The 20,332-nt window shown below is 71.1% G+C and carries 25 protein-coding genes and 1 riboswitch; of the genes, 11 read left to right on the top strand and 14 right to left on the bottom strand.

All coding sequences use genetic code 11. The features are described from left to right. Positions 1-3: 3 nt before the first annotated feature. The 4 genes from JYA75_RS22030 to JYA75_RS22015 form a co-directional block, all read right to left on the bottom strand. On the bottom strand, positions 4-768 hold the full coding sequence (locus JYA75_RS22030) for an ABC transporter ATP-binding protein (RefSeq protein WP_185713571.1): 765 nt from the start codon (positions 766-768) through the stop codon (positions 4-6). Next, entirely contained in the window at positions 765-1,559 is a 795-nt protein-coding gene (locus JYA75_RS22025; RefSeq protein WP_029542848.1) for an ABC transporter permease, read from the bottom strand. Before JYA75_RS22025 ends, JYA75_RS22030 begins: the two co-directional genes overlap by 4 nt. Further along, positions 1,540-2,574: an ABC transporter substrate-binding protein gene (locus tag JYA75_RS22020; protein WP_102799845.1), complete on the bottom strand. Its 1,035-nt coding sequence runs from the start codon at positions 2,572-2,574 to the stop codon at positions 1,540-1,542. The genes JYA75_RS22025 and JYA75_RS22020 overlap by 20 nt, the downstream gene beginning before the upstream one ends. Next, positions 2,571-3,290 (bottom strand): TenA family protein, encoded by a 720-nt coding sequence (locus JYA75_RS22015; protein ID WP_161994628.1) that lies wholly within the window; start codon positions 3,288-3,290, stop codon positions 2,571-2,573. Before JYA75_RS22015 ends, JYA75_RS22020 begins: the two co-directional genes overlap by 4 nt. After that, positions 3,283-3,382, bottom strand: a riboswitch (TPP riboswitch). (Overlaps the previous gene by 8 nt.) Before the next feature lie 123 nt (positions 3,383-3,505). Here JYA75_RS22015 and JYA75_RS22010 point away from each other — a divergent pair. The 3 genes from JYA75_RS22010 (at position 3,506) to JYA75_RS22000 (ending at position 6,579) form a co-directional block, all read left to right on the top strand. Next, entirely contained in the window at positions 3,506-5,047 is a 1,542-nt protein-coding gene (locus JYA75_RS22010; protein ID WP_029542851.1) for a carboxylesterase/lipase family protein, read from the top strand. Between the two features lie 129 nt (positions 5,048-5,176). Further along, positions 5,177-5,911: a GntR family transcriptional regulator gene (locus JYA75_RS22005; RefSeq protein ID WP_029542852.1), complete on the top strand. Its 735-nt coding sequence runs from the start codon at positions 5,177-5,179 to the stop codon at positions 5,909-5,911. Next, positions 5,908-6,579: a sterol desaturase family protein gene (locus JYA75_RS22000; protein WP_043797238.1), complete on the top strand. Its 672-nt coding sequence runs from the start codon at positions 5,908-5,910 to the stop codon at positions 6,577-6,579. The genes JYA75_RS22005 and JYA75_RS22000 overlap by 4 nt, the downstream gene beginning before the upstream one ends. 19 nt (positions 6,580-6,598) lie before the next feature. Here the strand turns inward: JYA75_RS22000 and JYA75_RS21995 are convergent, their stop codons facing one another. Together JYA75_RS21995 and JYA75_RS21990 are read right to left on the bottom strand one after the other, a co-directional pair. Beyond that, the gene (locus tag JYA75_RS21995) at positions 6,599-7,342 is read right to left on the bottom strand and encodes a helix-turn-helix domain-containing protein (RefSeq protein ID WP_080688447.1); all 744 of its coding nucleotides are present in this window, start codon (positions 7,340-7,342) and stop codon (positions 6,599-6,601) included. Positions 7,343-7,344: 2 nt separating this feature from the next. Beyond that, positions 7,345-8,841, bottom strand: a complete 1,497-nt coding sequence (locus JYA75_RS21990; RefSeq protein ID WP_043797237.1) for an APC family permease — start codon at positions 8,839-8,841, stop codon at positions 7,345-7,347. Positions 8,842-9,081: 240 nt separating this feature from the next. Here JYA75_RS21990 and JYA75_RS21985 point away from each other — a divergent pair, with 240 nt between their 5' ends. The 4 genes from JYA75_RS21985 (at position 9,082) to JYA75_RS21970 (ending at position 12,384) form a co-directional block, all read left to right on the top strand. Continuing rightward, a complete protein-coding gene (locus JYA75_RS21985; RefSeq protein WP_043797235.1) occupies positions 9,082-10,656 on the top strand; it encodes an FAD-dependent oxidoreductase in 1,575 nt (524 codons plus the stop codon). A gap of 28 nt (positions 10,657-10,684) precedes the next feature. After that, positions 10,685-11,356 (top strand): Rid family hydrolase, encoded by a 672-nt coding sequence (locus JYA75_RS21980; RefSeq protein ID WP_043797233.1) that lies wholly within the window; start codon positions 10,685-10,687, stop codon positions 11,354-11,356. Then, a complete protein-coding gene (gene tatA, locus JYA75_RS21975) occupies positions 11,356-11,529 on the top strand; it encodes a Sec-independent protein translocase subunit TatA (protein ID WP_006940119.1) in 174 nt (57 codons plus the stop codon). The genes JYA75_RS21980 and tatA overlap by 1 nt, the downstream gene beginning before the upstream one ends. Before the next feature lie 168 nt (positions 11,530-11,697). Beyond that, complete coding sequence (locus tag JYA75_RS21970) at positions 11,698-12,384, top strand: DUF998 domain-containing protein (protein WP_050035003.1); 687 nt, start codon at positions 11,698-11,700, stop codon at positions 12,382-12,384. A gap of 92 nt (positions 12,385-12,476) precedes the next feature. Here JYA75_RS21970 and JYA75_RS21965 read toward each other — a convergent pair whose 3' ends face one another. Together JYA75_RS21965 and JYA75_RS21960 are read right to left on the bottom strand one after the other, a co-directional pair. Further along, complete coding sequence (locus JYA75_RS21965) at positions 12,477-12,755, bottom strand: GNAT family N-acetyltransferase (RefSeq protein ID WP_006940123.1); 279 nt, start codon at positions 12,753-12,755, stop codon at positions 12,477-12,479. A 174-nt stretch (positions 12,756-12,929) separates the two neighbouring features. Beyond that, a complete protein-coding gene (locus JYA75_RS21960) occupies positions 12,930-13,451 on the bottom strand; it encodes a hypothetical protein (RefSeq protein WP_006940125.1) in 522 nt (173 codons plus the stop codon). Positions 13,452-13,579: 128 nt separating this feature from the next. Here JYA75_RS21960 and JYA75_RS21955 point away from each other — a divergent pair, with 128 nt between their 5' ends. Beyond that, a complete protein-coding gene (locus tag JYA75_RS21955) occupies positions 13,580-13,897 on the top strand; it encodes a hypothetical protein (protein ID WP_006940127.1) in 318 nt (105 codons plus the stop codon). A gap of 21 nt (positions 13,898-13,918) precedes the next feature. Here JYA75_RS21955 and JYA75_RS21950 read toward each other — a convergent pair whose 3' ends face one another. The 6 genes from JYA75_RS21950 to JYA75_RS21925 form a co-directional block, all read right to left on the bottom strand. Beyond that, positions 13,919-14,542: a Type 1 glutamine amidotransferase-like domain-containing protein gene (locus JYA75_RS21950; protein WP_043797229.1), complete on the bottom strand. Its 624-nt coding sequence runs from the start codon at positions 14,540-14,542 to the stop codon at positions 13,919-13,921. Between the two features lie 11 nt (positions 14,543-14,553). Then, a complete protein-coding gene (locus JYA75_RS21945) occupies positions 14,554-15,348 on the bottom strand; it encodes a maleylpyruvate isomerase family mycothiol-dependent enzyme (RefSeq protein WP_043797303.1) in 795 nt (264 codons plus the stop codon). Positions 15,349-15,434: 86 nt separating this feature from the next. Next, complete coding sequence (locus JYA75_RS21940; protein ID WP_029542872.1) at positions 15,435-15,875, bottom strand: HIT family protein; 441 nt, start codon at positions 15,873-15,875, stop codon at positions 15,435-15,437. A 4-nt stretch (positions 15,876-15,879) separates the two neighbouring features. After that, positions 15,880-16,650 carry an NAD-dependent deacylase gene (locus tag JYA75_RS21935; RefSeq protein WP_051445986.1) on the bottom strand — a complete coding sequence of 257 codons (771 nt, stop codon included), beginning with the start codon at positions 16,648-16,650 and terminating at the stop codon, positions 15,880-15,882. A 4-nt stretch (positions 16,651-16,654) separates the two neighbouring features. Next, entirely contained in the window at positions 16,655-16,825 is a 171-nt protein-coding gene (locus JYA75_RS21930; protein WP_164528083.1) for a hypothetical protein, read from the bottom strand. Beyond that, positions 16,822-17,187, bottom strand: coding sequence for a DUF488 family protein (locus JYA75_RS21925; RefSeq protein ID WP_006940140.1), 366 nt, complete (start codon positions 17,185-17,187; stop codon positions 16,822-16,824). Before JYA75_RS21925 ends, JYA75_RS21930 begins: the two co-directional genes overlap by 4 nt. A gap of 259 nt (positions 17,188-17,446) precedes the next feature. On the opposite strand from JYA75_RS21925, the gene JYA75_RS21920 reads away from it, so the two are divergent. From JYA75_RS21920 to JYA75_RS21910, 3 genes are read left to right on the top strand one after another with little or no spacing between them, the layout of a single operon-like run. Further along, entirely contained in the window at positions 17,447-18,559 is a 1,113-nt protein-coding gene (locus JYA75_RS21920; protein ID WP_043797226.1) for a Re/Si-specific NAD(P)(+) transhydrogenase subunit alpha, read from the top strand. After that, on the top strand, positions 18,560-18,904 hold the full coding sequence (locus JYA75_RS21915; RefSeq protein ID WP_006940142.1) for an NAD(P) transhydrogenase subunit alpha: 345 nt from the start codon (positions 18,560-18,562) through the stop codon (positions 18,902-18,904). Further along, complete coding sequence (locus JYA75_RS21910; protein WP_050035005.1) at positions 18,901-20,331, top strand: NAD(P)(+) transhydrogenase (Re/Si-specific) subunit beta; 1,431 nt, start codon at positions 18,901-18,903, stop codon at positions 20,329-20,331. The genes JYA75_RS21915 and JYA75_RS21910 overlap by 4 nt, the downstream gene beginning before the upstream one ends. The last annotated feature ends 1 nt before the right edge of the window (position 20,332 follow it).

The raw sequence follows: 20,332 nt of genomic DNA, 5'->3' as shown, positions 1-20,332 counted from the left end.
GCGTCAGTCCGGCAGTGCGGAACTGCGTGGTCCGGTGGCGTGCAGGACGTCGACGAGTTCCTTCTCGAGGGTCACGAACTCCGGCGACGTCAACGTGTCCAGACCCCGGGGGCGGGGCAGCGGCACCGTCACCTCGTGACAGATCCGGGCCGGGCGCCGCGTGAGCACCAGCACCCGATCCGACAGCAGCAGCGCCTCGCGCACGTCGTGGGTGATCATCAGCACCGTCCACCGGTCCCGCTGCCACACCTGCTGCAGCCACAGCTGCATCTCGGTGCGCGTCAGCGAATCCAGGGCCCCGAACGGTTCGTCCAGCAGCAGCACCTTGTGGCCCTGCAGGACCGTCCGCGCCAGGGCCGCGCGCTGGCGCATCCCGCCCGAGAGCTGCCGGGGGGCGGCATCCTCGAACCCGGCGAGGCCGAAGGCGGGGAACAGCTCCCGGGCCCGGGCACGCGCCTCGCCGCGCGGCACGCCCTGCACCTCGAGGCCGAGTGCGCAGTTGCCGAGCACGGTGCGCCACGGGAACAGCAGGTCCTTCTGCGGCATCAGGGCGGCCCGTCCCGGTGCGGCCGGCCGGTCACCCACCGTGACGGCACCGGTGTCGGGAGAGTCGAGACCGGCGATCAGCCCGAACAGGGTGGACTTGCCGCACCCGCTCGGGCCGATGAGCGAGACGAACTCGCCCTCGGCCACGGCGAACTCGGCGCCGTCGAGGACGGTGCGCGCACCGAACGCCTTGTGCACGCCGGTGACCGTGACGGCGTTCATCGCGGGCTCCTCGTCGTCTGCGCCCACGGCGCCACCACCCGTTCCACGGCGTAGGTGAGCAGGTACAACGCCAGCGAGACCACCGCGGTGACGAGCACCGCCGCGAGCACCAGATCGGTCCGGAACGAGTTCTTCTGGGTGCTCATGTAGATCCCGAGCCCCGACGTGGCGCCGACGTATTCGGCGAAGACCGCACCGACGACGGCGTAGGTGACCCCGATGCGCAGCGCCGTGAAGAACCGGGGCAGCGCCGACGGCAGCCGCACGTACAGGAACTCCTGCCACCGGGAGGCACCCATGCTGCGCAGCAGCGCTCCCGCCTCCCGGTCCGCGGCCGCGAAGCCCTCGATCAGGCCGATCGCCATGGGGAAGAACGTGGCGAGCGCGATCACCAGGATCTTCGGCAGCAGCCCGAATCCGAACCAGATGATCATCAGCGGCGCGATCGCGATGATCGGCAGGGTCTGCGACACCACGAACAGCGGCACCAGGGCGCGGCGCAGCCACGGCGAGAAGTCCACGACGATCGCGAGGAGCCACGCCACGACGAGGGACACCGCGAAACCGACGAGGGTGACCTGCAGCGTCGACCAGGCATGGCCCGCGATGTCGTCGCGGTGCGCCCAGCCCTGCCCAAGGACCCGGGCGGGGGAGGGCAGCACCTGCGGGCGGATGCCGCTGAGCGTCACGTACAGCTGCCAGCCGACGGTCAGCGCGGCGACGACCAGCACGGCCGGTGCGACGCGCCGCACCCAGGGATTCCGGGTCGGGTCAGGGCGTGAGGTAGTCATCGGTGAAGTACGTCGACCAGTCCGGCTCGGTGGTCAACGGCTTGCCGTCGGGGCCGGAGAGCAGGCCCTTCTCGAACAGGAACCGGGAGTACCCGGTCCACCGTTCGAGGGTGAGGGTGCCGACGCGGCCGTTCTCGTCGCGCAGGTAGCCGGCCGACAGCATCCGCTGGCTCTCGTAGACGAGATCCTCGTCGGGGAAGGCGCCGGGCTCGGCCTCGATCAGCGCGCGGGCTCCGCGGTCCGGGTCCTGCGCGGCGATCTCGTAGCCGCGCTGGACGGCCTGCACGAACGCCCGGGCCTGGTCCGGATGTTCGGCCAGCCAGTCCTCGTTGCCGTCGATCACGATCGCGTAGGCGTCGGGGAACCCGTAGTCGGTGTAGCGGAAGTAGCGCATCGGCAGCCCGCGGTGCTCGGCCTCGATGCCTTCCCACGCCAGGTACGAGACGGTGAAGTCGGCGGTGCCGGAGTACACGGCCTCGTAGGCGGAGGTGCCCAGGGTGACGGAGGTGAAGTCGCCCCGCCCGCCGTCGTTCCGGATCACCTGCGCGAGCGTCTCCTCGTCGCCCGGGTCGCCGAAGCCCGCGTAGGTGCGGCCGTCGAGTTCCCGGGGCCGGGTGAGGTCGGCGCGGTCGGCCTTGACGGCGATGCCGGTCGCCCAGTGCTGCAGCGGCGCGAGCACCGAGACGGTGCGCGAGCCGGCCGCCCGGGAGAACGTCGCCTGCGCCTGCGTGGAGATGCCGAACTCGGCGTTGCCGGCGTCGACGAGGGTGTCCGGGGTGGTGTTGTTGTAGGGCAGGAACTCGACGTCGAGACCGGCGTCGGCGAACAGGCCCTCCTGCTGGGCCACGTACAGGCCGGTGTGGTTGGTGTTCGGCGTCCAGTCCAGGGCGAACCGGATCGTGTCGCCGGAGTCGTCGTCGCCGGTGCCGCCGGCGCAGGACGCGGTGAGCAGCAGCGCCGCGGTGAGGGCGGCCAGGACGGTGAGCCGGCGACGCAGCCGGGAGGTGGTCGTCATGAGGCCGGCCAGTCCTGCGTGTTCAGCGCGGTGTCCCAGAACAGCAGCTCGTAGCGGGTGGCGATCGTGAACGCCCCGGCCATGGCCTCGCGCTCGGTGTCGGTGGCCGCCGCCGCCGCGACGTCGACGAGCTCGCGGGCGGTGGCGACCGCGGCGTGGAACTCGGGCGCGTCGTAGGTGGTGACCCACTGGGCGTAGGGGTGGGTGGGGTCCGCGGTGAGCACGTCGGCGGCGCGGACGGCCAGCTCGCGGCCGACCTCGGCGTAGATCCAGAAGCACGGAAGCACCGCGGCGGCGCCGACCGGATACGGATCGGTGGCGACCGTGGCGGTCAGGTAGGAGACGTAGCCGAGGCAGGCGGGGGAGTGCGCGGGGGTGTCCTCGGCGGGCGGCAGGACACCACCGGTGAGCAGACCCCGGTGCAGGGCCGATTCCTCGGTGGCGGCCGTCGCCGCGCTGTTGGCCCAGAACGCGGCGGTGGCCGGGTCCGGGGCCTTCGCCGCGAGGAGGGCGAGCGCCTTGGCGTAGCCGGCGAGGTAGAGGGCGTCCTGCTCGATGTAGAAGCGGAACGCGTCGAGCGGCAGGGTCCCGTCGCCGAGCCGGCGCAGGAACTCGAGGTCGTCGATGGCCTCGCGCAGGACCTTCGTACGGTCCCACAGCAGATCGGTGAAGCGCTCGGTCCCCTCCGGGACCGACGCATGGGCAGGCATGGTCATGCCGTGACATCCCTTCGTCAGCATTACCTGATCAGGTTCGACGGGTGTGATCTCAGCTCCCGCTCGTGTGCGGAGCACCCCGTGTCTACGGAGGCGACGATAGCACCGGGTGTGGCTCGCCCCACGCGGGCCCGGGGTGCCGGGTCGCCGGGGCTGCGCGTGCAGCCTGTCTGTTGTTGGTACCTTGGCCCCAGACCGTTCGTTCGGGAGGGACCGTGGACGCCGAGACTCTCATCGTCGGGTGCAAGTACGGCGACGTACGCGGCTACCGCGACGGTTCCGTCTACGCGTGGAAGGGTGTCCCGTACGCCGCGCCGGCGTCCGGCGACCTTCGGTTCCGCGCCCCCGAACCGCCGGAGCCGTGGACCGACGTGCTCGACGCCCGCCGGTTCGGGCCCATCGCGCCGCAGGGCCGCAACAATCCCATCCCCATCGACCCGGGCCTGTCGATCGGCGAGGACTGCCTCTCGCTGAACATCTGGGCACCGGAGCCGGACGGGGAGCCGCGGCCGGTGATGGTCTGGATCCACGGCGGCGCCTACGTCCTCGGGTACTCGGGTCAGCGGATCTACGACGGACGGTTGCTCGCCGAACGCGGGGACGTCGTCGTGGTGACGGTCAACTACCGGCTCGGCGCCCTCGGCTTCCTCGACTTCTCGTCGTTCTCGACAGCCGGGACCACCTTCGAATCCAACGTCGGGTTGCGGGACCAGATCGCCGCGCTCGAGTGGGTGCGCGACTGCATCTCCGCGTTCGGGGGCGACCCGGACCGGGTCACCGTGTTCGGCGAGTCGTCGGGCGGCGGGTCGCTGACCACCCTGATGACCGTGCCCCGCGCCGAGGGCCTGTTCCACCGGGCCATCGCGCAGAGCCCGCCGGCGACGTCGGCATACGGGTCCGAGCGGGCGGCCCGGGTCGCCGAGCGGTTCCTCGAGATCCTCGACCTCACGCCGGCCCGGGTGTGGGCGTTGCGGGACATGCCGCACGAGACGCTGACCGATGCGGGCGACGTGCTCGTCGGGGAGATCCCCACGAAGTTCCCCGGCACGCTCGCGATGGCGCCGGTGGTCGACCGCGACCTGGTGCCGAAGTACCCGGTGGCGGCGTTCCAGAAGGGGCTCGCGCACCGGATTCCCCTGATCATCGGGTCCAACAAGGACGAGCCGTCGATCTTCCGCTTCATGAAGTCGCCGCTGATGCCGGTGAGCGACGCCTCCGTGCAGGCGATGCTCGACGCGCTCGCCGCGGATCATCCGGAGTTGCCGCCCGACCGTATCGCGGAGATCATCTCCGCGTATCCGGACGTCTCGAAGACGTCGGGGGCGATGGCGCTTTCGCGGGACGCCGGGTTCCGGATGCCGGTGGTGTGGATCGCCGACGCGCACAGCGCCCACTCGCCGACGTGGGTGTACCGGTTCGACCACGCCACCCCGATGCTCAAGGCGGCGCGGATCGGCGCCGGCCACGCCACCGAACTACCCTACGTCTTCGGCAACTTCGGGACCCTCGATCGCGACCCCACGTTCTGGCTCGGCGGCCGCAAGGCCGCGACGGTGGTCTCGGGCCGGATCCAGCGCCGCTGGCTGGCCTTCGCGCACCACGGTGTGCCCGCCGCCCTGGACGGGTCCCGGCATTGGGCGCCGTACGACACCGGAAAGCGGATGACCCTGCTGATCGACAGCACCGACACCCTAGTCCCGGACCCCGACAGGGTGCTGCGTGAGGCTTGGGGCGACCAGGTGATGGGCTTCAGCTGATCGGGCGGCTCCGTGCGGGCCGAATGTCACATCACTTCGCTCAGATCGACCTGCTGTGACATTCGGCCGACACCAAACTGGTATGACCACTTGACCTCTGGCCGGGTTCCGGCCTACGGTCGGTCCGTGATGTTCGAGCCGATCGCCCGCAAGTCCGCCTCCGGCGAGGTGTACGACCAGATCGCCGCCCGGGTGCTCGGGGGCGACCTCGCCGCCGGGGCGGCGCTGCCGAGCGAGCGCAACCTGGCCGAAGCGTTCGGTGTATCGAGACCCGCTGTCCGCGAGGCGATTTCCCGGCTATCCCACGCGGGTCTGGTGGAGGTGCGCCAGGGGGAGGCGACGTCGGTCCGCGACTTCCGCACCCAGGCCGGTCCGGAGCTGCTCCCGCGGCTGCTCGTGCGCGACGGCCGGCCCGACTGGGACGTCGTCCGCAGCGTCCTCGAGGCCCGACGCCTCATCGGCCGTCAGGTTGCCCGGCTCGCCGCCGCCCGCGCGACGGACGAGACGGAACCCCGGTTGCGCGACGCCGTGGCGCGGCTCGCGACGGGAGAGGACCCCGTCGCGCTGCAGGTCGCCGCCCTCGAATTCTGGGAACGCGTCGTCGACGCGGCCGACTCCCTCGCGTTCCGGTTGATCTTCAACAGCCTGCGCAACGCCTACGAACCGGCCATGACCGCGATGGCCGGCGTCCTGGTCGCCGAAGTCGGCCGCACCGACCTCTACGAACGGCTCGCCGGCGCGATCGTCGCCCACGACGAGGACGGCGCCGAACGCGCCGCCGGGGAACTGCTCGACCTGGGCACGTCGGCCCTGACAACCGCCATCGACCATGCGGAACACGCAGATGCGAGGAGCCGGGCATGAGCACGGATCGGACCGAACGGCGTAGCCGTCGCACCTCGATCGGCCTGTGGGACGCCGCCGCCGAGTTCGCGCGGCACCCGTCGCCGTGGATGATCGGCGCGATGCTCGCCGCCGCGAGCGTCGCGCGGGTTCTCCGCGGCGACTGGCAGATCTCCGACGCCCTGGTCCCACTGGTCGCCCTGCTGGTGTTCCCGCTGGTGGAATGGGTCATCCACGTCGGCATCCTGCACTGGCGGCCGCGCCGGATCGCCGGACTGACGCTGGATTCGCTGCTGGCCCGCAAGCACCGCGAGCACCACTGCGACCCGCGCGACGTGCCGCTGATCTTCATTCCCTGGCAGACCCTGGTGTGGCTGCTGCCGGTTCTCGTCGCCGGCGCATGGCTGGCCTTCCCCAGGGCCGGCCTGGCACTGACGTTCCTGGTGACCGTCGGCGTCCTGGGCCTGAGCTACGAATGGACGCACTACCTCATCCACACGGACTACCGCCCGAACTCGCGGCCCTACCGCGCGGTGTGGCGCCACCATCGGCACCACCATTTCAAGAACGAGCACTACTGGTTCACCGTCACCACCGCGGGCACCGCCGACCGGATTCTCGGCACCGAACCGGACCCGGCCTCGGTCGAGACGTCGCCGACCGCCCGGAATCTGCACGCGTCCCGCTGACCCGGCGCGTGGACCCCGCTCACGTGCGTCGCGCTGCGCCGGGCAGCCGCAGACGCCCGGCGAACTCGTGGAGCAGATCGATCAGATCCCGATCGTCGGTGCGGATGCGCCCGGTACCGCCGATCGCCGCGAGGCATCCCACGATCGCGGTGCCGTCGTCGCGCACCGGGACGGCGACCGCGGTGCGTCCCTGACGCAATTCGTCCTGCTCGACGGACACGTCGAGGCTCCGGATGCGACTCAGCTCGATCGCGAGCCGGTCGAGCTCGACGATCGTGCGCGGCCCCACTTTCGGCAGGGTTGTGCCGGGGACGAGATGGGGGCGGTCGGCGAGAAGCAGCTTCCCGATCGCGGACGCGTGCAGGTGCCGGGTCAACGACGACTCGCCCAGCAGCTCGTGGTCCGGGTCGCGATCCACCAGCCGGATCCGGTCCCGTTCGTAGGAGGCCAGATACACCCCGTGCCGCACCTGGGCGCGCAGATCCTCGAGCACCTCGGCCACCGGCCACGTCTCCACGTGCGGTGTTGCCGCCAGCTCCTGCGTCCGTCGGCCGAGCGCGAAACCCGACAGGTCGTGCACCCGCACCAGATAGCCGTCGGCGACGAGGAGGTTGAGCAGCCGGTACGCGGTCGCCGGCGGGATGCGGGTGAGCCGGGCCAGATCCTTGGCCGTCGCGCCCGAACCCAGCTGAGCTACCGCCTCGAGCAGGGCCAGCGCACGCTGCACGGCCGTCGGCTCCCGGCCGGTGACCTCGCGCGCCACCGTCAGAGATCCCGATGCGGGCCGCGGTCGGCACGCACCAGGGTCATCGCGCCGAGCCGGTCGGGTGCGAAGACCCCGGCGCCCGGCAGCACGTCCGCGGATTCCGCGCTGTCGAACACCCCGATCGCCGTCGCAGCGCGTGGCGTCCGCCGCCGGAGCAGGAGGTACCACAGGGGTCCCGCGGCGAGCAGCAGCAGGGGGACGGCCACCACGGCGGGATCGACCGCGACGATGCCGGAGCCGACGACGCAGCCGAGCAGCAGCGCGCCGCCCGCGGCCGCAGCACCACCGACGAGGGTCGAGCCGCGGGTCTGCTCGCCGATTCTGGTCAGGAAGCGCAGGGAGGCGACGGCCACCAGGACGTACGCGACGAGCACCGCGACGCGTACCGCGTGCTGAAGCCCCGCGACGAGATGCGGAGCCCCGGCCTTGGCGACGGCGATCGTGAGCGCCACCAGCCCGGCCGCGGCGACGGCACGGTACGGCGTGCGGTACATCCGGTGCACCGCGGCCAGGGGCCGGGGGAGCACCCGCTCGATCCCCATCGTGTACCCCAGTCGCGAAACCGCGTTGACCGATGCCATCGAGGACGCCAGCCACGAGCAGGTCAATCCGAGATGCAGCGCCACGACGACGGCGACCGGCACGCCGGAGTCGGTGCCGTGGCGATACGCGTCGATCACCGTCCCGCCGCGGCCACCCCAGACCGCCAGGGCCGCGAGGACGCAGAGCGCCCCGCAGATCACCGGTGTCCAGAGCACGGTGCGGGTGACCGTCACCAACGGTCGCCGGGCCTCGGGTGCCAGGAAGGTGGCGCTCTCGAATCCGGCGAGCGCGAACACGGCGGTGAGCGCCAGGACCACGAGTTCGCCGGCGCCGCCGCCGGGGGGTTCCGCGACCGGTGTGGGCACGGCCGGCACGAGGAACAGCGTGAGGATGAACGCGAGCGAGCACGCCTCCACCAGCAGGATCGCGTGGACCGCGAATCTGATCCCGCGGACCACGCACGCGCCGATCACGCAGGCCAGCACGAGATACAACGGCAGTGCGGGAACGGAGACGCCGGCCCCGTGGGCGACTGCCAGGATCGACTGCCCCCCGTGGTAGAGGGTGAGCCCGGCACTGCCGAGGTACTTCACCGCCAGCGCGGCACCACCGCCGAGCGCGGCGCGCGGGCCGAGTCCCTGCGCGACGAACGTGTACGGGCCGCCGGCGGCGGCGAGGCGGCGGGTGAAGGCCGCGAAGCATCCGGCCACCGCGCCCAGCAGGACCGTCGTCGCCGCCACGGTGAGCAGGCCTGCGAGCATCGACTGCCCGGCCACGATCGCGGTCGTCAGGACGACCATCGACGCGGCGGGCGCCGTGGTGGCGACCGACTGCGCGAGGACCTCGATGCCGGACAGCCGGCGCCGGCCGAGGGCTCGTAGCGGCGACAAGGCCGGTCGTTCCGGCTCACGCGCCGTGAAGGACTGCGTGATCGCGTCGGAGAGTGCGGACATGGCACGCGAAGCTATCGGCCCGGTGTTTCCGGTCTGTTTCCGGGGGAAGTCGAACGGGCGCACCGGGATCGAGAATTCGGGTCCGCGGCGGACCGTCGTTCTCGAGCGCCGGTCCGCAAGACGTTGCGCGTGCGAGACATCCCCGCATCCCGCTCTTCCCACCATAGGTGCCGAGCCGATCGGGACGGTCGGTGTTGCACGATGGGAGCAGTCACTGTGGCAGTTACACGTAGGTCTTTCATGAAAGGACTCGGCGTCACGGGCGGCGCCGGCCTGATGTACGGCGCGATGTCCACGATCGGCCTCGCGCCCGCAACGGCGTCGGCGCCGGCTTTCCGGGCGCCGGCGCGCAGCGACCTGATCGGCCGGGTGGACGGCCATCATTCGGTCGTCGTCCTCGGCGGCGGCCCGGCCGGATTGTGCGCCGCCTACGAATTGGGGAAGGCCGGGTACGACGTCACGGTGCTGGAGGCTCGGCGTCGGCCCGGTGGCCGGGTCTGGTCCGTGCGCGCCGGAACGGAGGAGACGGACCTGAACGGCGAGAAGCAGGTCTGCACCTTCGCCGACGGGCACTACTTCAACCTCGGTGCCACCCGCATCCCGCAGAGCCACGTGACGATGGACTACTGCCGCGAACTGGGGGTGGAACTGCAGGCGTTCGGCAACCAGAACGCCAACACCTTCGTGCACTACTCGAGCGACACGGCGTTGTCCGACCGGTCCATCACGTATCGGGCGGCGAAGGCCGACACGTACGGGTACATGTCGGAGCTGTTGCAGAAGGCGGCCTCCCGCGGCGCACTCGACGACGTGCTCACCCAGGCCGACAAGGACGCGCTGTCCGAGTTCCTCAGTGACTTCGGCGACCTGTCCGGCGACGGACGATACGTCGGGTCGACCCGCCGCGGGTACACCTCCGAGCCCGGCGCCGGTCTGGACTTCGGCACGCACGAGCCGCCCTTCGCGATGACGGACGTGATCCGCGGCGGCATCGGCCGCAACTTCAGCTTCGACTTCGGCTACGACCAGGCGATGATGATGTTCACCCCGGTCGGGGGCATGGACCGCATCTACTACGCGTTCGAGGACCGCATCGGTACCGACAGGATCGAATACGGGTCGGAGGTGACGGCCCTGCAGAACACGACCGAGGGGGTGCGGGTGGAATACACCCGCGACGGTGCGCCGCGGGTGGTGGACGCCGACTTCGCGATCTGCACCATCCCGCCGCACCTGGTGACGCGGCTGAACCACAACCTGCCCGCCGACGTCGTGCACGCACTCGGCGCGGCCGAGCCCAGCTCCTCGGGCAAGCTCGGCATCGAGTACACGCGCCGCTGGTGGGAACTCGAGGACCGGATCTACGGCGGTGCCAGCAACACCGACAAGGACATCTCCCAGATCATGTTCCCCTACGACCACTACAACTCGGACCGCGGCGTGGTCGTCGGCTACTACTCCTCGGGCAAGAGGCACCTCGGTTTCGAATCGCTCACGCACAAGCAGAGATTGGCCAAGGCGATCGCGGAGGGGGCAGAGATCCACGGCGACAAGTACACCCGCGACATCGCCTCGTCGTTCTCGGGCAGCTGGCGCCGCACCCGGTACTCGGAGTCGGCCTGGGCATCGTGGCAGGGTGCCGGGGGTTCCCACGGGGGAGAGGCAACCCCCGAATACACCCTGCTGCTCGACCCGGTGCAGAACGTCTACTTCGCCGGCGACCACCTGTCCAACGCGATCGCCTGGCAACACGGTGCGTTCACCTCCGCACGCGCCGTGGTCACGTCGCTGCACGAGCGTGTCGCCGCATCCTGACATCCCCATCCCGGACAAGGAGAGATCCATGAACAAGCGTGCCGCCCGAACCGTTCTCGCGGCCCTGGTCCTGCCCGTCGTCGGCGCCTCGACCGTGGCGTGCTCGTCCACGGACGCGGAGGCCGGCTCGGCACCGCCCGTGCTCGTGCAGTCGGTGCTGCCGGTCGGGGAGGCCAACCCGATGATCGCCGAGGGCGTGGGCATCGGCGCCAGCGCCGCCGTGTACAAGACCAGCGGAATCGGGCCGTCGGCCGCGAACACCGCCGCGCCGCAGGGGTCCCCGGAGTCCTACATCGACACCGCGACCTTCGCGGGCGGTGTCCTCCCGGCCGGGGTGACGGTCACCGAGGCGCAGGGCATCAATGTGCTCCGCAAGATCCGCGACAATCTCGAGGCTCAGGGGCTCGGTCTGGCGGACGTGACCACGATGCGGGTCTTCCTCGACAACGCCCCGGGGACGGATCGCGCCGACTACGCCGGATGGAACCGGGCGTACCGCCAGTTCTTCGCGAACACCAACCTCGAGACCGGCGACACCGAGCTGGTGCCGATGGGGACCGCCGAGCCCGCCGCGCCGCTCGAACGCAACCCGGCTCGCCCGAGCCGATTCGCGCTGGAGGTGGCGAGTCTGCCGGTGGCCGGGTGGCTCGTCGAAGTGGAGGTCGACGCCGTCTACCCCGAGGGGAAGGGACCCCGCTGATGGGAGCACTCAGTCCCGCCCACTGGGCGATCATTGCTCTCGTGGTGCTGGTGTTGTTCGGATCCAAGCGGCTGCCCGAGGCCGCACGGGGCCTCGGACGGTCGATGCGAATCCTGAAGACGGAAGTGGGTGAGTTGCATACGGACACCGGCGACGCGCCACGGGAGCTGTGAACGCGTGGGCCTGCGCCGCGGCGCAGGCCCACGGGCCGCGTCCGCCGGGCGATGGGTCGAAGTTCCCATCCCGGGGCGGGCCGAATGGGCAATCCTTCCGATGCCGGTCACCGTCGGTGCTCCTAACGTCCTCTGCGACGGCAGATTCGGACTCGGTCAGGAGCGGTCATGAGCGCACACGTCGGCGTCGGACCCGGTACGCGGCTGGTTCGGGGACGTGCCGCCGCACTCGCCGGGATCGTCGCGCCCCTCCTCTTCACCGTGGTGGTGCTGGCGCAGCAGGCAGCCCGGCGGGACGAGTACAGCCCGACCGCGGAAACGATCAGTGCGCTCGAAGCCGGCCCGAACGGCTGGATCCAGCAGTTCAACTTCGTCGTGTTCGGACTCCTGCTGCTGATCTTCACCGTCGCCGTGCACCGGGGACCGGCGGCCGACCGGACGGGCGCCCTCGGCCCGGTGCTGATCGGTCTCGCCGGCGTCGGCGCACTGCTCGCGGCGGTGTTCCCGCTGCGGGAGGACGCAGCGGGGGTCACCTACGACCCGGGCTACCACTTCGTCTCGGGCTTCACGTTCTTCTCGTGCATCGCGCTCGGCCTGGTCGTGACGTCGCGCCGTCTCGCACGCGACGGGCGGTTCCCGGCGCTGTCGCGCTACGTGCTCGGTGCGGGACTCGTCGCCGCGGCCGGCGTGCCGCTCATGGTCGTGCTGGTGCTGCCCGACGACGCGCCCCTGCACGACCTCGCGGGTCTCGTGCAGCGGGGCATTCTCTGGTTGGTCGTCTTCCCCGCGCTCGTCGCGCTGGGCCTTTGCCTGCGCGCCGGGGGTGCCCCCACCGGGCAGGCCGGCGCCCGCTGAGCGAGGCGGGCGCCTCCGCGCTGTTAGAGGCGCGCGCCTCCGTGCTGATAGAGGCGGCGCCTCCGTGCTGATTGAGGCGGCGCCTCGGCGAGTCAGTTCCGGTATTCGGGGTTCGCGTCGAGGAACTGCGCGACGTACCAGCACGAGGCCGCGATCTTCAGGCCCTCCGAACGGGTGGCATCGAGGGCGTGGCGGACCACCTCGGCGGCGAGTCCGTGACCGCGGAACCGGGGCTGGGTGACGGTGTGGTCGAAGTCGCGCACACCGTCCGAGTCGGTGTAGTCGGCGAACGCGGCGAGGGTGTCGCCGGTGTACAACGCGAATCGGGACTGCTCGGCGTGATGTTCGATGCGGTGCTCGTCGTTGGTCACGCCAACGACCCTACCGGCCGTCGCGCCGGCGGGGGGATCCGCCCGCGGCGGCGGTAATGCGCGCGGCGCGGGCCGCGATGTTCCTGTTGTGGACCTGTGTCGAGGGCGGGCCCCGCGTGACGTGAGCGGTGACGTGGTGGTGGTGACGCGATGCAGTCGACAGTGGCGACGGGCTCAGGCGGGGACCGGGCCGGCCGGCGGGTGGGCGGCGCGGACGGCGTCGACGAACGCGGACTTGCGGGTCAGGTAGCGGTCCCGGAACTCGTCGAGGTCGTCGGTTCCGTCGCTCGAGACGGCGGTGAGGTATCCGAAGAGGGCGACGGCGGCGGCGAGCACCGGATCGGGAGCGGACAGCCGCATCTCGTTGACGATCGCGTCGAGGTCGACGATGCCGCGGGCGACCGAGCGCAGGTGCAGGTCGTCGGATTGCAGGGCCTCGGTGAGGTCGGCCTCGGCGAGGGCGGAGTGATCCGCCTCGAACAGGTGGTTGTAGACGCTGTCGGCGGCGTGCAGGAAGCGAACCTGCAGCGCGCGATCGGCCGCCCGCAGGGGAGCGGCCACGGCGGCGTTCCGTCGCGGGGGTCGCGCGCCGATCCGGGTGGCGAGGACGCCGAGGAGCACGCCGGCCGTGAGTCCCACCGGTACGGCCCACCAGGGTGCCGCACCGCTCGTGAGCAGGTCGGTCAGTGTCTCCACCGTACGGATCCTAACAGCGGAAGTCACATCAGTCTCACCAGTCACTCTGTTATCGAATCGTTCCGGCTGCGCGATCGGGTGGTTGTCGCAGGTCACTAACGTCAACGGTCGTTCGAAGGAGGTGCCGTATGACCGCATCCGCGCTGACGGACGCGAAACTCGTCCGCGCGTTGTCCGACGAATTCCTTTCGCGGCGAGTCGATTACAACGCGCTGGAGCGCCTTCATCACGGGGACGTGGCGGACTGGGCCGCCGCGGCGAGCAGGTTCGCGGCGCTGTCGGACGAGGAGGAACGGCACCTCGCCCTGCGCTGGCGGGACAATCCCCGGGAACTTCTCGACATCCTGCTCGCGCGGGCCGACGAGGTCACCGCCCGCCGATGCCGCACGGCCTGGGTCTCCCTCGACCGGTTCGCGCCGTTCGTCCGCGCGAGCAACGGGCCGTGACCACGGCACCGCCACGGGGCCTCAGGACTCGTCCACGACGATCACCTCGTCGTCGCCGAGTGCCCGGAACGGCAGCCGCTCGCGAGTGAGGAAGTCCAGCGTCCGCGCGACGCCCGCGTCGGCGAGGGGCGAGTCCCCGGCGTGCGGGACGATCGCGTAGTCCACCCACCCGAGACCGTCCCAGCGGGCCGGGACCCCGCAGACCGCGTCGACCTCGCCGGGATCGTCGGAGAATTCGAGACCGCGCAGGGACGGCGTCACAAGGCACGCCCCTGCGCTGTATCCAGCGTAGGCCAGCCCACCGGAACGGACCAGGTCCGTGAGGATCTCGTCGCCCCCGCACAGGGCGAGCCGCGCGCGCAGCACGAACGTGTTGCCGCCGCGCACCCACAACGCTCCGAACGGGGACAGCGCCGCCCGCAGGCCGTCGGGGGCGCCGGCATGGTCCCGCAGATCCACCTCGGTGGGTTCGTATCCGAGCGCACGCAGCGGCGCCAGCTCGCTCGCCACCGCCGAGTCCCGGGCCCGGGACGGCCATGCGTCGGCCGCGTTCGCGATCACCGCGATCGGGCACGGCCCCCGCGTGACTCCGAGGAGCAACCCGGGATCCGTGCCGAACCGGTACGACGACAGGAACAGCCGCACGAAGCCGCCGATCAGATCGTGAAGGCGAGGTGGTCGACGATCCGCCGGCCCACCGTCGTGTCGCCGCCGAGGGTGATCTCGTCGAGACGGTCGAACGCGTGCGTGCGGCCGCCGGCGAGCCGCACGAACAGCCGCGAATCCATAGCTACGGTGCTCGTCGCCGGACCGGACAGGGCCGGCACCACCGCGGCCCGGCCGTCCACCTCGACGTGGAGGGTGCGGGCCAGCGGGCCGCTCAGCTCGAACGTGATCCGCGCCCCGTCGGGAGCCTTGCCGCGCTTGCCGACGACGTACGCGAGCGCCCCGAAGATCTCCGCGGCTGCGAGCTCGGCCCGCGCGCCGCCCTCGTCGCCGGGCACGCCGAGCGCGTCGCGGAGGTCGAGTTCGTGCATCCAGCAGTCGAAGACGCGGATGCGCATGAAACGGCCGTAGGTGGCCTGCCCCACCGGGGTCATCGCCGGTTCGTCGAAGTCCTTCTGGGTCATGGCCCCGAGTTGCTCCCGCCGGCGCGCGACGATCTCCCGGTACCGCGCGAGCACCTCGTCGCCGGGCGTGCCGCGGAGGGACTCGATCCACCGTTCGTTGAAGGCGCCGATCTCGTTGCGGACGTGGCCGAGGGCGTGCACGTCGATCTCGACGTGCGGCGCCTCGATACCGGCGAGCATCGACTCGGTCCCGATCAGGTGTGCCGTGATGTCCTTGACCGTCCACCCGGGCAGCGAGGTGGGCGTGTACCAGGTGTCCCCGTGTACGTCGGCGAGCAGTTCGTCGATGACCCCGAACTGCTCGAGCAGCAGCGCGCGGATCGGCTCGACCGGGAACTCCGGCGCGGCGTCCGTGTCCGGCCCGGTGGTGCCGCCGGTCGTGGTGTTTCCGTGTGTCTTTCCGTGTGTCACAGTGCGTCCTCCGCTTCGAGACGGGCCAGGCCGGCGCGGATCGCCGCACCGGTGGCCTCCGGGTCGTGGGGCCGGCGCCGCAGCAGTCCCGCCGCGAGGCGCAGCTTGTCGCCGCGCCACCGCGGCAGCACGTGCAGATGCGCGTGGAAGACGGTCTGGAAGGCGGACCGGCCGTCGTTGAACACCAGGTTGGCGCCGTCCGCGGCGAAATCCGAGCGTTGCACGCCCCGGGCGATGCGCTGCCCGGCCCGGAACAGCGCGGCGCCGTGCTCGGGATCGAGGTCGTCGAGCCGGGGCGCGTGGACCCGCGGCACCACCAGCGTGTGCCCGCGGGCGATCGGCCGGATGTCGAGGAAGGCCACCACGTCGTCGTCCTCGTACACCCGCACGGCGGGAGCGTCGCCGCGGACTATGGCGCAGAACACACAGGAGCTCACCCGCTCACTGTAGGCGGGGCGTCTGCTCCGCGGCGACCGCTGCGACGAGTTGCGGCAGGCCCACCGCGGCGGTGGTGCGCCACACCTCGTCCACCCGGTCGGACAGGTCGGTCTGCTCGGGGTTGACCTCGACGACGGGGATACCGTGCCGGCGGGCCAGCGAGGGCAGGCCGGCGGCCGGATAGACGATCCCCGACGTGCCGACCACGAACACCACGTCGGCGGTCAGCACGGAGGCGGTGGCCGCCTCCCACGGTCCGGCCGGCAGCGGCTCGCCGAACCACACCACCCCGGGCCGCACGTCGCCGCCGCACGCGCCGCAGGCCGGTGGATCGAGACGGGCGACCGGCTCGGTGGGGGCCTCGGGCAGGTCGGCGGGGGTGCCGCACTCGGCGCACCGCGGCGAGAACAGGCTGCCGTGCAGATGCGAGAGCACGGGGCTGCCGGCCCGCTCGTGCAGGTCGTCGACGTTCTGCGTGACGATCGACAGGTCCACGGTGCGCCCCCAGCGGGCCAGCGCCCGATGCCCGGCGTTCGGCTGCACTCGTCGGACCAGGGCCACGCGCCACTGGTACCAGGCCCACACCGACGCGGGATCGCGGTCCCACGCCTCCGGTGTCGCCAGATCGGCCGGGTCGAAGTGCTCCCACAGGCCGGTCTGCGCGTCGCGGAACGTCGGCACGCCGCTTTCGGCGGACATTCCGGCGCCCGTGAGCACGGCGACCCGTCGTGCGGGCCGGGCCAGATCGAGGATCCGCGCGGGGGGAGTGGGCATCGGGTCAGGGTAGGGGGCCGGGGCCGGACTCGTCCGTACTCTCCTCGTCGTGCCGGAGGACGGCGCCGCACCGTGGGCACGGGGCCTCCGGTTCCTCGAGGAAGAAGCCGCAGTCGGGGCAGACCCGGTGCATCCAGCACACGGGGTCGCCGCCGGCGGCGGGCACGTCGTTCACCGCGCACCCCGCATCCGCTCCGCGAGGACGGCGGCGCCACTGTGCTCGAGGTCCCGGGTGGCGGTGAGCAGGACGACGGACCGGCCGTCGGCCAAGTCGTCGAGGCGCGCCAGGGCTGCACGCGCGTCCGGGCCGTCCAGTTCGGCGAGGTACCGGTCGCGGAACTCGGCGAACTGCGAGGCGTCGTGCGAGTACCACTTGCGCAGCCCGGTCGACGGCGCCAGGTCCTTGGCCCAGTCGTCGTGATGGAACGCGTCCTTGCGCAGCCCCCGCGGCCACAGCCGGTCGACGAACACCCGGAACGCCTCCTCGTCTCCCGGATGGTCGTACACGCGCTCGACGACGACGCTGCGACGTGCCATGGACTCGCCCCTCCTCCCTCACCGCGGATACGGCAGAATTGTGAAGTGAACTACCTCACATTCTGGCATCGTTCGACTGTTCGGACTCGATTCAGACGAAACCCAGCGGTTGCGCCGCTGTCGGGGGCGGGGTACGTCTGACTAGGCTCATCGCCCATCGTGCACGGCCCGAGTCGGCCGCTCGTCGCACATGACCCGCCGCTCATCGCGGTGAGGTGCCGATTCAACGCAGGAGTCGAAAACTTTGGAAACCGAGGATATGGGTACGGGACGTGCGGTGACAGCGCGACCCACCGTCGGCGTCGTTCGGGAAACCAACGACGGCGAGCGGCGGGTCGCGCTGGTGCCGATGATCGTCCCGTCGTTGATCAAGAAGGGGCTCGACGTGGTCGTCGAGTCCGGGGCCGGGCTCGGTGCGCTGATCCCGGACGAGGCCTACGTCGAGGCCGGTGCGCGGATCGGGGATGCGTGGTCGGCGGATGTGGTGCTCAAGGTGGCGCCGCCGTCGGATGCGGAGGTCGCCCGGATGCGGTCGGGGCAGGCGCTGATCGGGTTCCTCGCCCCGCGCAACGCGCAGAACCAGATCGGGGCGCTGGCCGCGGCCGGGGTGCAGGCGTTCGCCGTCGAGTCGATCCCGCGGATCTCCCGGGCGCAGGTGATGGACGCGCTGTCGTCGCAGGCGAACGTCGCCGGGTACAAGTCGGTGCTGGTCGCCGCGTCGGAGTCGACGCGGTTCTTCCCGATGCTCACCACCGCCGCGGGCACGGTCAAGCCGGCGACGGTGCTGGTGCTCGGTGTGGGGGTGGCCGGGTTGCAGGCGCTGGCCACGGCCAAGCGCCTGGGCGGGCGCGCCACCGGCTACGACGTGCGTCCGGAGGTCGCCGACCAGGTGCGGTCGGTCGGTGCGCAGTGGCTCGATCTGGGCATCGACGCCGCCGGTGAGGGCGGCTACGCCCGCGAACTCACCGCCGACGAGCGTGCGCAGCAGCAGGCGGCGCTCGAGGAGGCCATCAAGGGCTTCGACGTGGTGATCACCACCGCGCTGGTGCCGGGCCGGCCCGCGCCGCGGCTGGTGACCGCCGCCGCCGTGGAGGGCATGAAGCCCGGCTCGGTGGTGGTGGATCTGGCCGGCGAGACCGGCGGCAACTGCGAGCTGACCGAACCCGGACGCACGGTGGTCAAGCACGGCGTGACCATCTGCTCGCCGCTGAATCTGCCCGCGACCATGCCTGAGCACGCCTCGCAGCTGTATTCGAAGAACGTCGTGGCCCTGCTCGAGCTGATGCTCGACGAGTCCGGTGCCCTGGCGCCGGACTTCTCGGACGAGATCCTCGACGGCGCGTGCGTGACCCGCTCGAAGGAGAACGTCTAGATGTATACCGAACTGTTGGCGAACATCGCGATCCTGGTCCTGGCCGGGTTCGTGGGCTTCGCCGTGATCTCGAAGGTGCCCAACACCTTGCACACCCCGCTGATGTCGGGCACCAACGCCATCCACGGCATCGTGGTGCTCGGTGCGCTGGTGGTCTTCGGCCACCTGCCGGCCGGCGCGCCGTGGAGCATCAAGGTCATCCTGTTCGTCGCGTTGGTGTTCGGCACGCTGAACGTCGTCGGTGGCTTCGTCGTCACCGACCGCATGCTCGCGATGTTCAAGCCCAAGAAGCGGGTGCCGGTGTCGGCCGCCCCGGCGGAGCAGAAGGGAGCCGACGCGAAATGAGCTACCTCGTCTCCGTCCTGTACATCGTCGCGTTCGCGATGTTCATCTACGGTCTGATGGGCCTGACCGGCCCGAAGACCGCGGTCCGCGGCAACTACATCGCCGCGGTCGGCATGGCCGTGGCGGTGCTCGCCGTGCTGATCGACATCCGCGACACCGACAACTGGAGCTGGATCGTCGCCGGCCTGGTCGTCGGCGTCGTCCTGGGCGTCCCGCCGGCGCTGCGCACGAAGATGACGGCGATGCCGCAGCTGGTGGCGCTGTTCAACGGCGTCGGTGGCGGCACCGTCGCGCTGATCGCGTGGGCGGAGTTCCTCGACTCGGACGGCTTCACCACCCTCGCCGAGGAACCGACGGTGCCCGTGGTGGTCGGCTCGCTGTTCGCCGCGATCATCGGATCGGTGTCGTTCTGGGGTTCGCTGGTGGCGTTCGCCAAGCTGCAGGAGCTGCTGAACAAGAACCTCGAGCGCCGCCTCGTCGGCGCGGCCAAGGCCTTCCAGTTGGCGAACATCGTGCTCGCGCTCGCGGCGATCGCGCTCGCCGTGTACATCGGACTCGCGGCCGACCCGGCGAACGATCCGACCTCGGCGGTGTGGATCGTCGCGCTGCTCGTCGTGGCCGGGCTGATGGGCCTGTTCGTGGTGCTGCCGATCGGCGGCGCCGACATGCCGGTGGTCATCTCGCTGCTCAACGCCCTGACCGGCCTGTCGGCCGCGGCGGCCGGCCTGGCGCTGAACAACCAGGCGATGATCGTCGCCGGCATGATCGTTGGTGCGTCGGGTTCGATCCTGACCAACCTGATGGCCAAGGCGATGAACCGGTCCATCCCGGCGATCGTGTTCGGCTCGTTCGGCGGCGACGGCGGTGCCGGTGCGGCCGCCGGCGGGGCCGGCGGCACCGTCAAGGCGACCTCCGCCTCCGATGCCGCGGTCCAGATGGCCTACGCCAACCAGGTCATCGTGGTGCCCGGGTACGGGCTGGCGGTGGCGCAGGCGCAGCACGCGGTCAAGGAGATGGCGGCGCTGCTCGAGGAGAAGGGCGTGGAGGTCAAGTACGCCATCCACCCGGTCGCCGGCCGGATGCCCGGGCACATGAACGTCCTGCTCGCCGAGGCCGAGGTGCCGTACGAGGCGCTCAAGGAGATGGACGACATCAACGGCGAGTTCTCCCGCACCGACGTCACCGTCGTCATCGGCGCCAACGACGTCACCAACCCCGCCGCCCGGCAGGATTCGTCCAGCCCGATCTACGGCATGCCCATCCTCAACGTCGACCAGTCCAAGTCGGTCATCGTGCTCAAGCGCTCGATGAGCTCCGGCTACGCCGGCATCGACAACCCGCTGTTCACCGCCGACCACACCTCCATGCTCTTCGGCGACGCGAAGAAGATGGTCTCCGAGGTCACCGAGGAACTCAAGGCGCTGTAGG

The organism is Rhodococcus sp. PSBB066 (genome assembly GCF_017068255.1).
GTDB lineage: Bacteria > Actinomycetota > Actinomycetes > Mycobacteriales > Mycobacteriaceae > Rhodococcus > Rhodococcus aetherivorans.
This window is presented reverse-complemented; position numbering and strand designations above follow the sequence as displayed.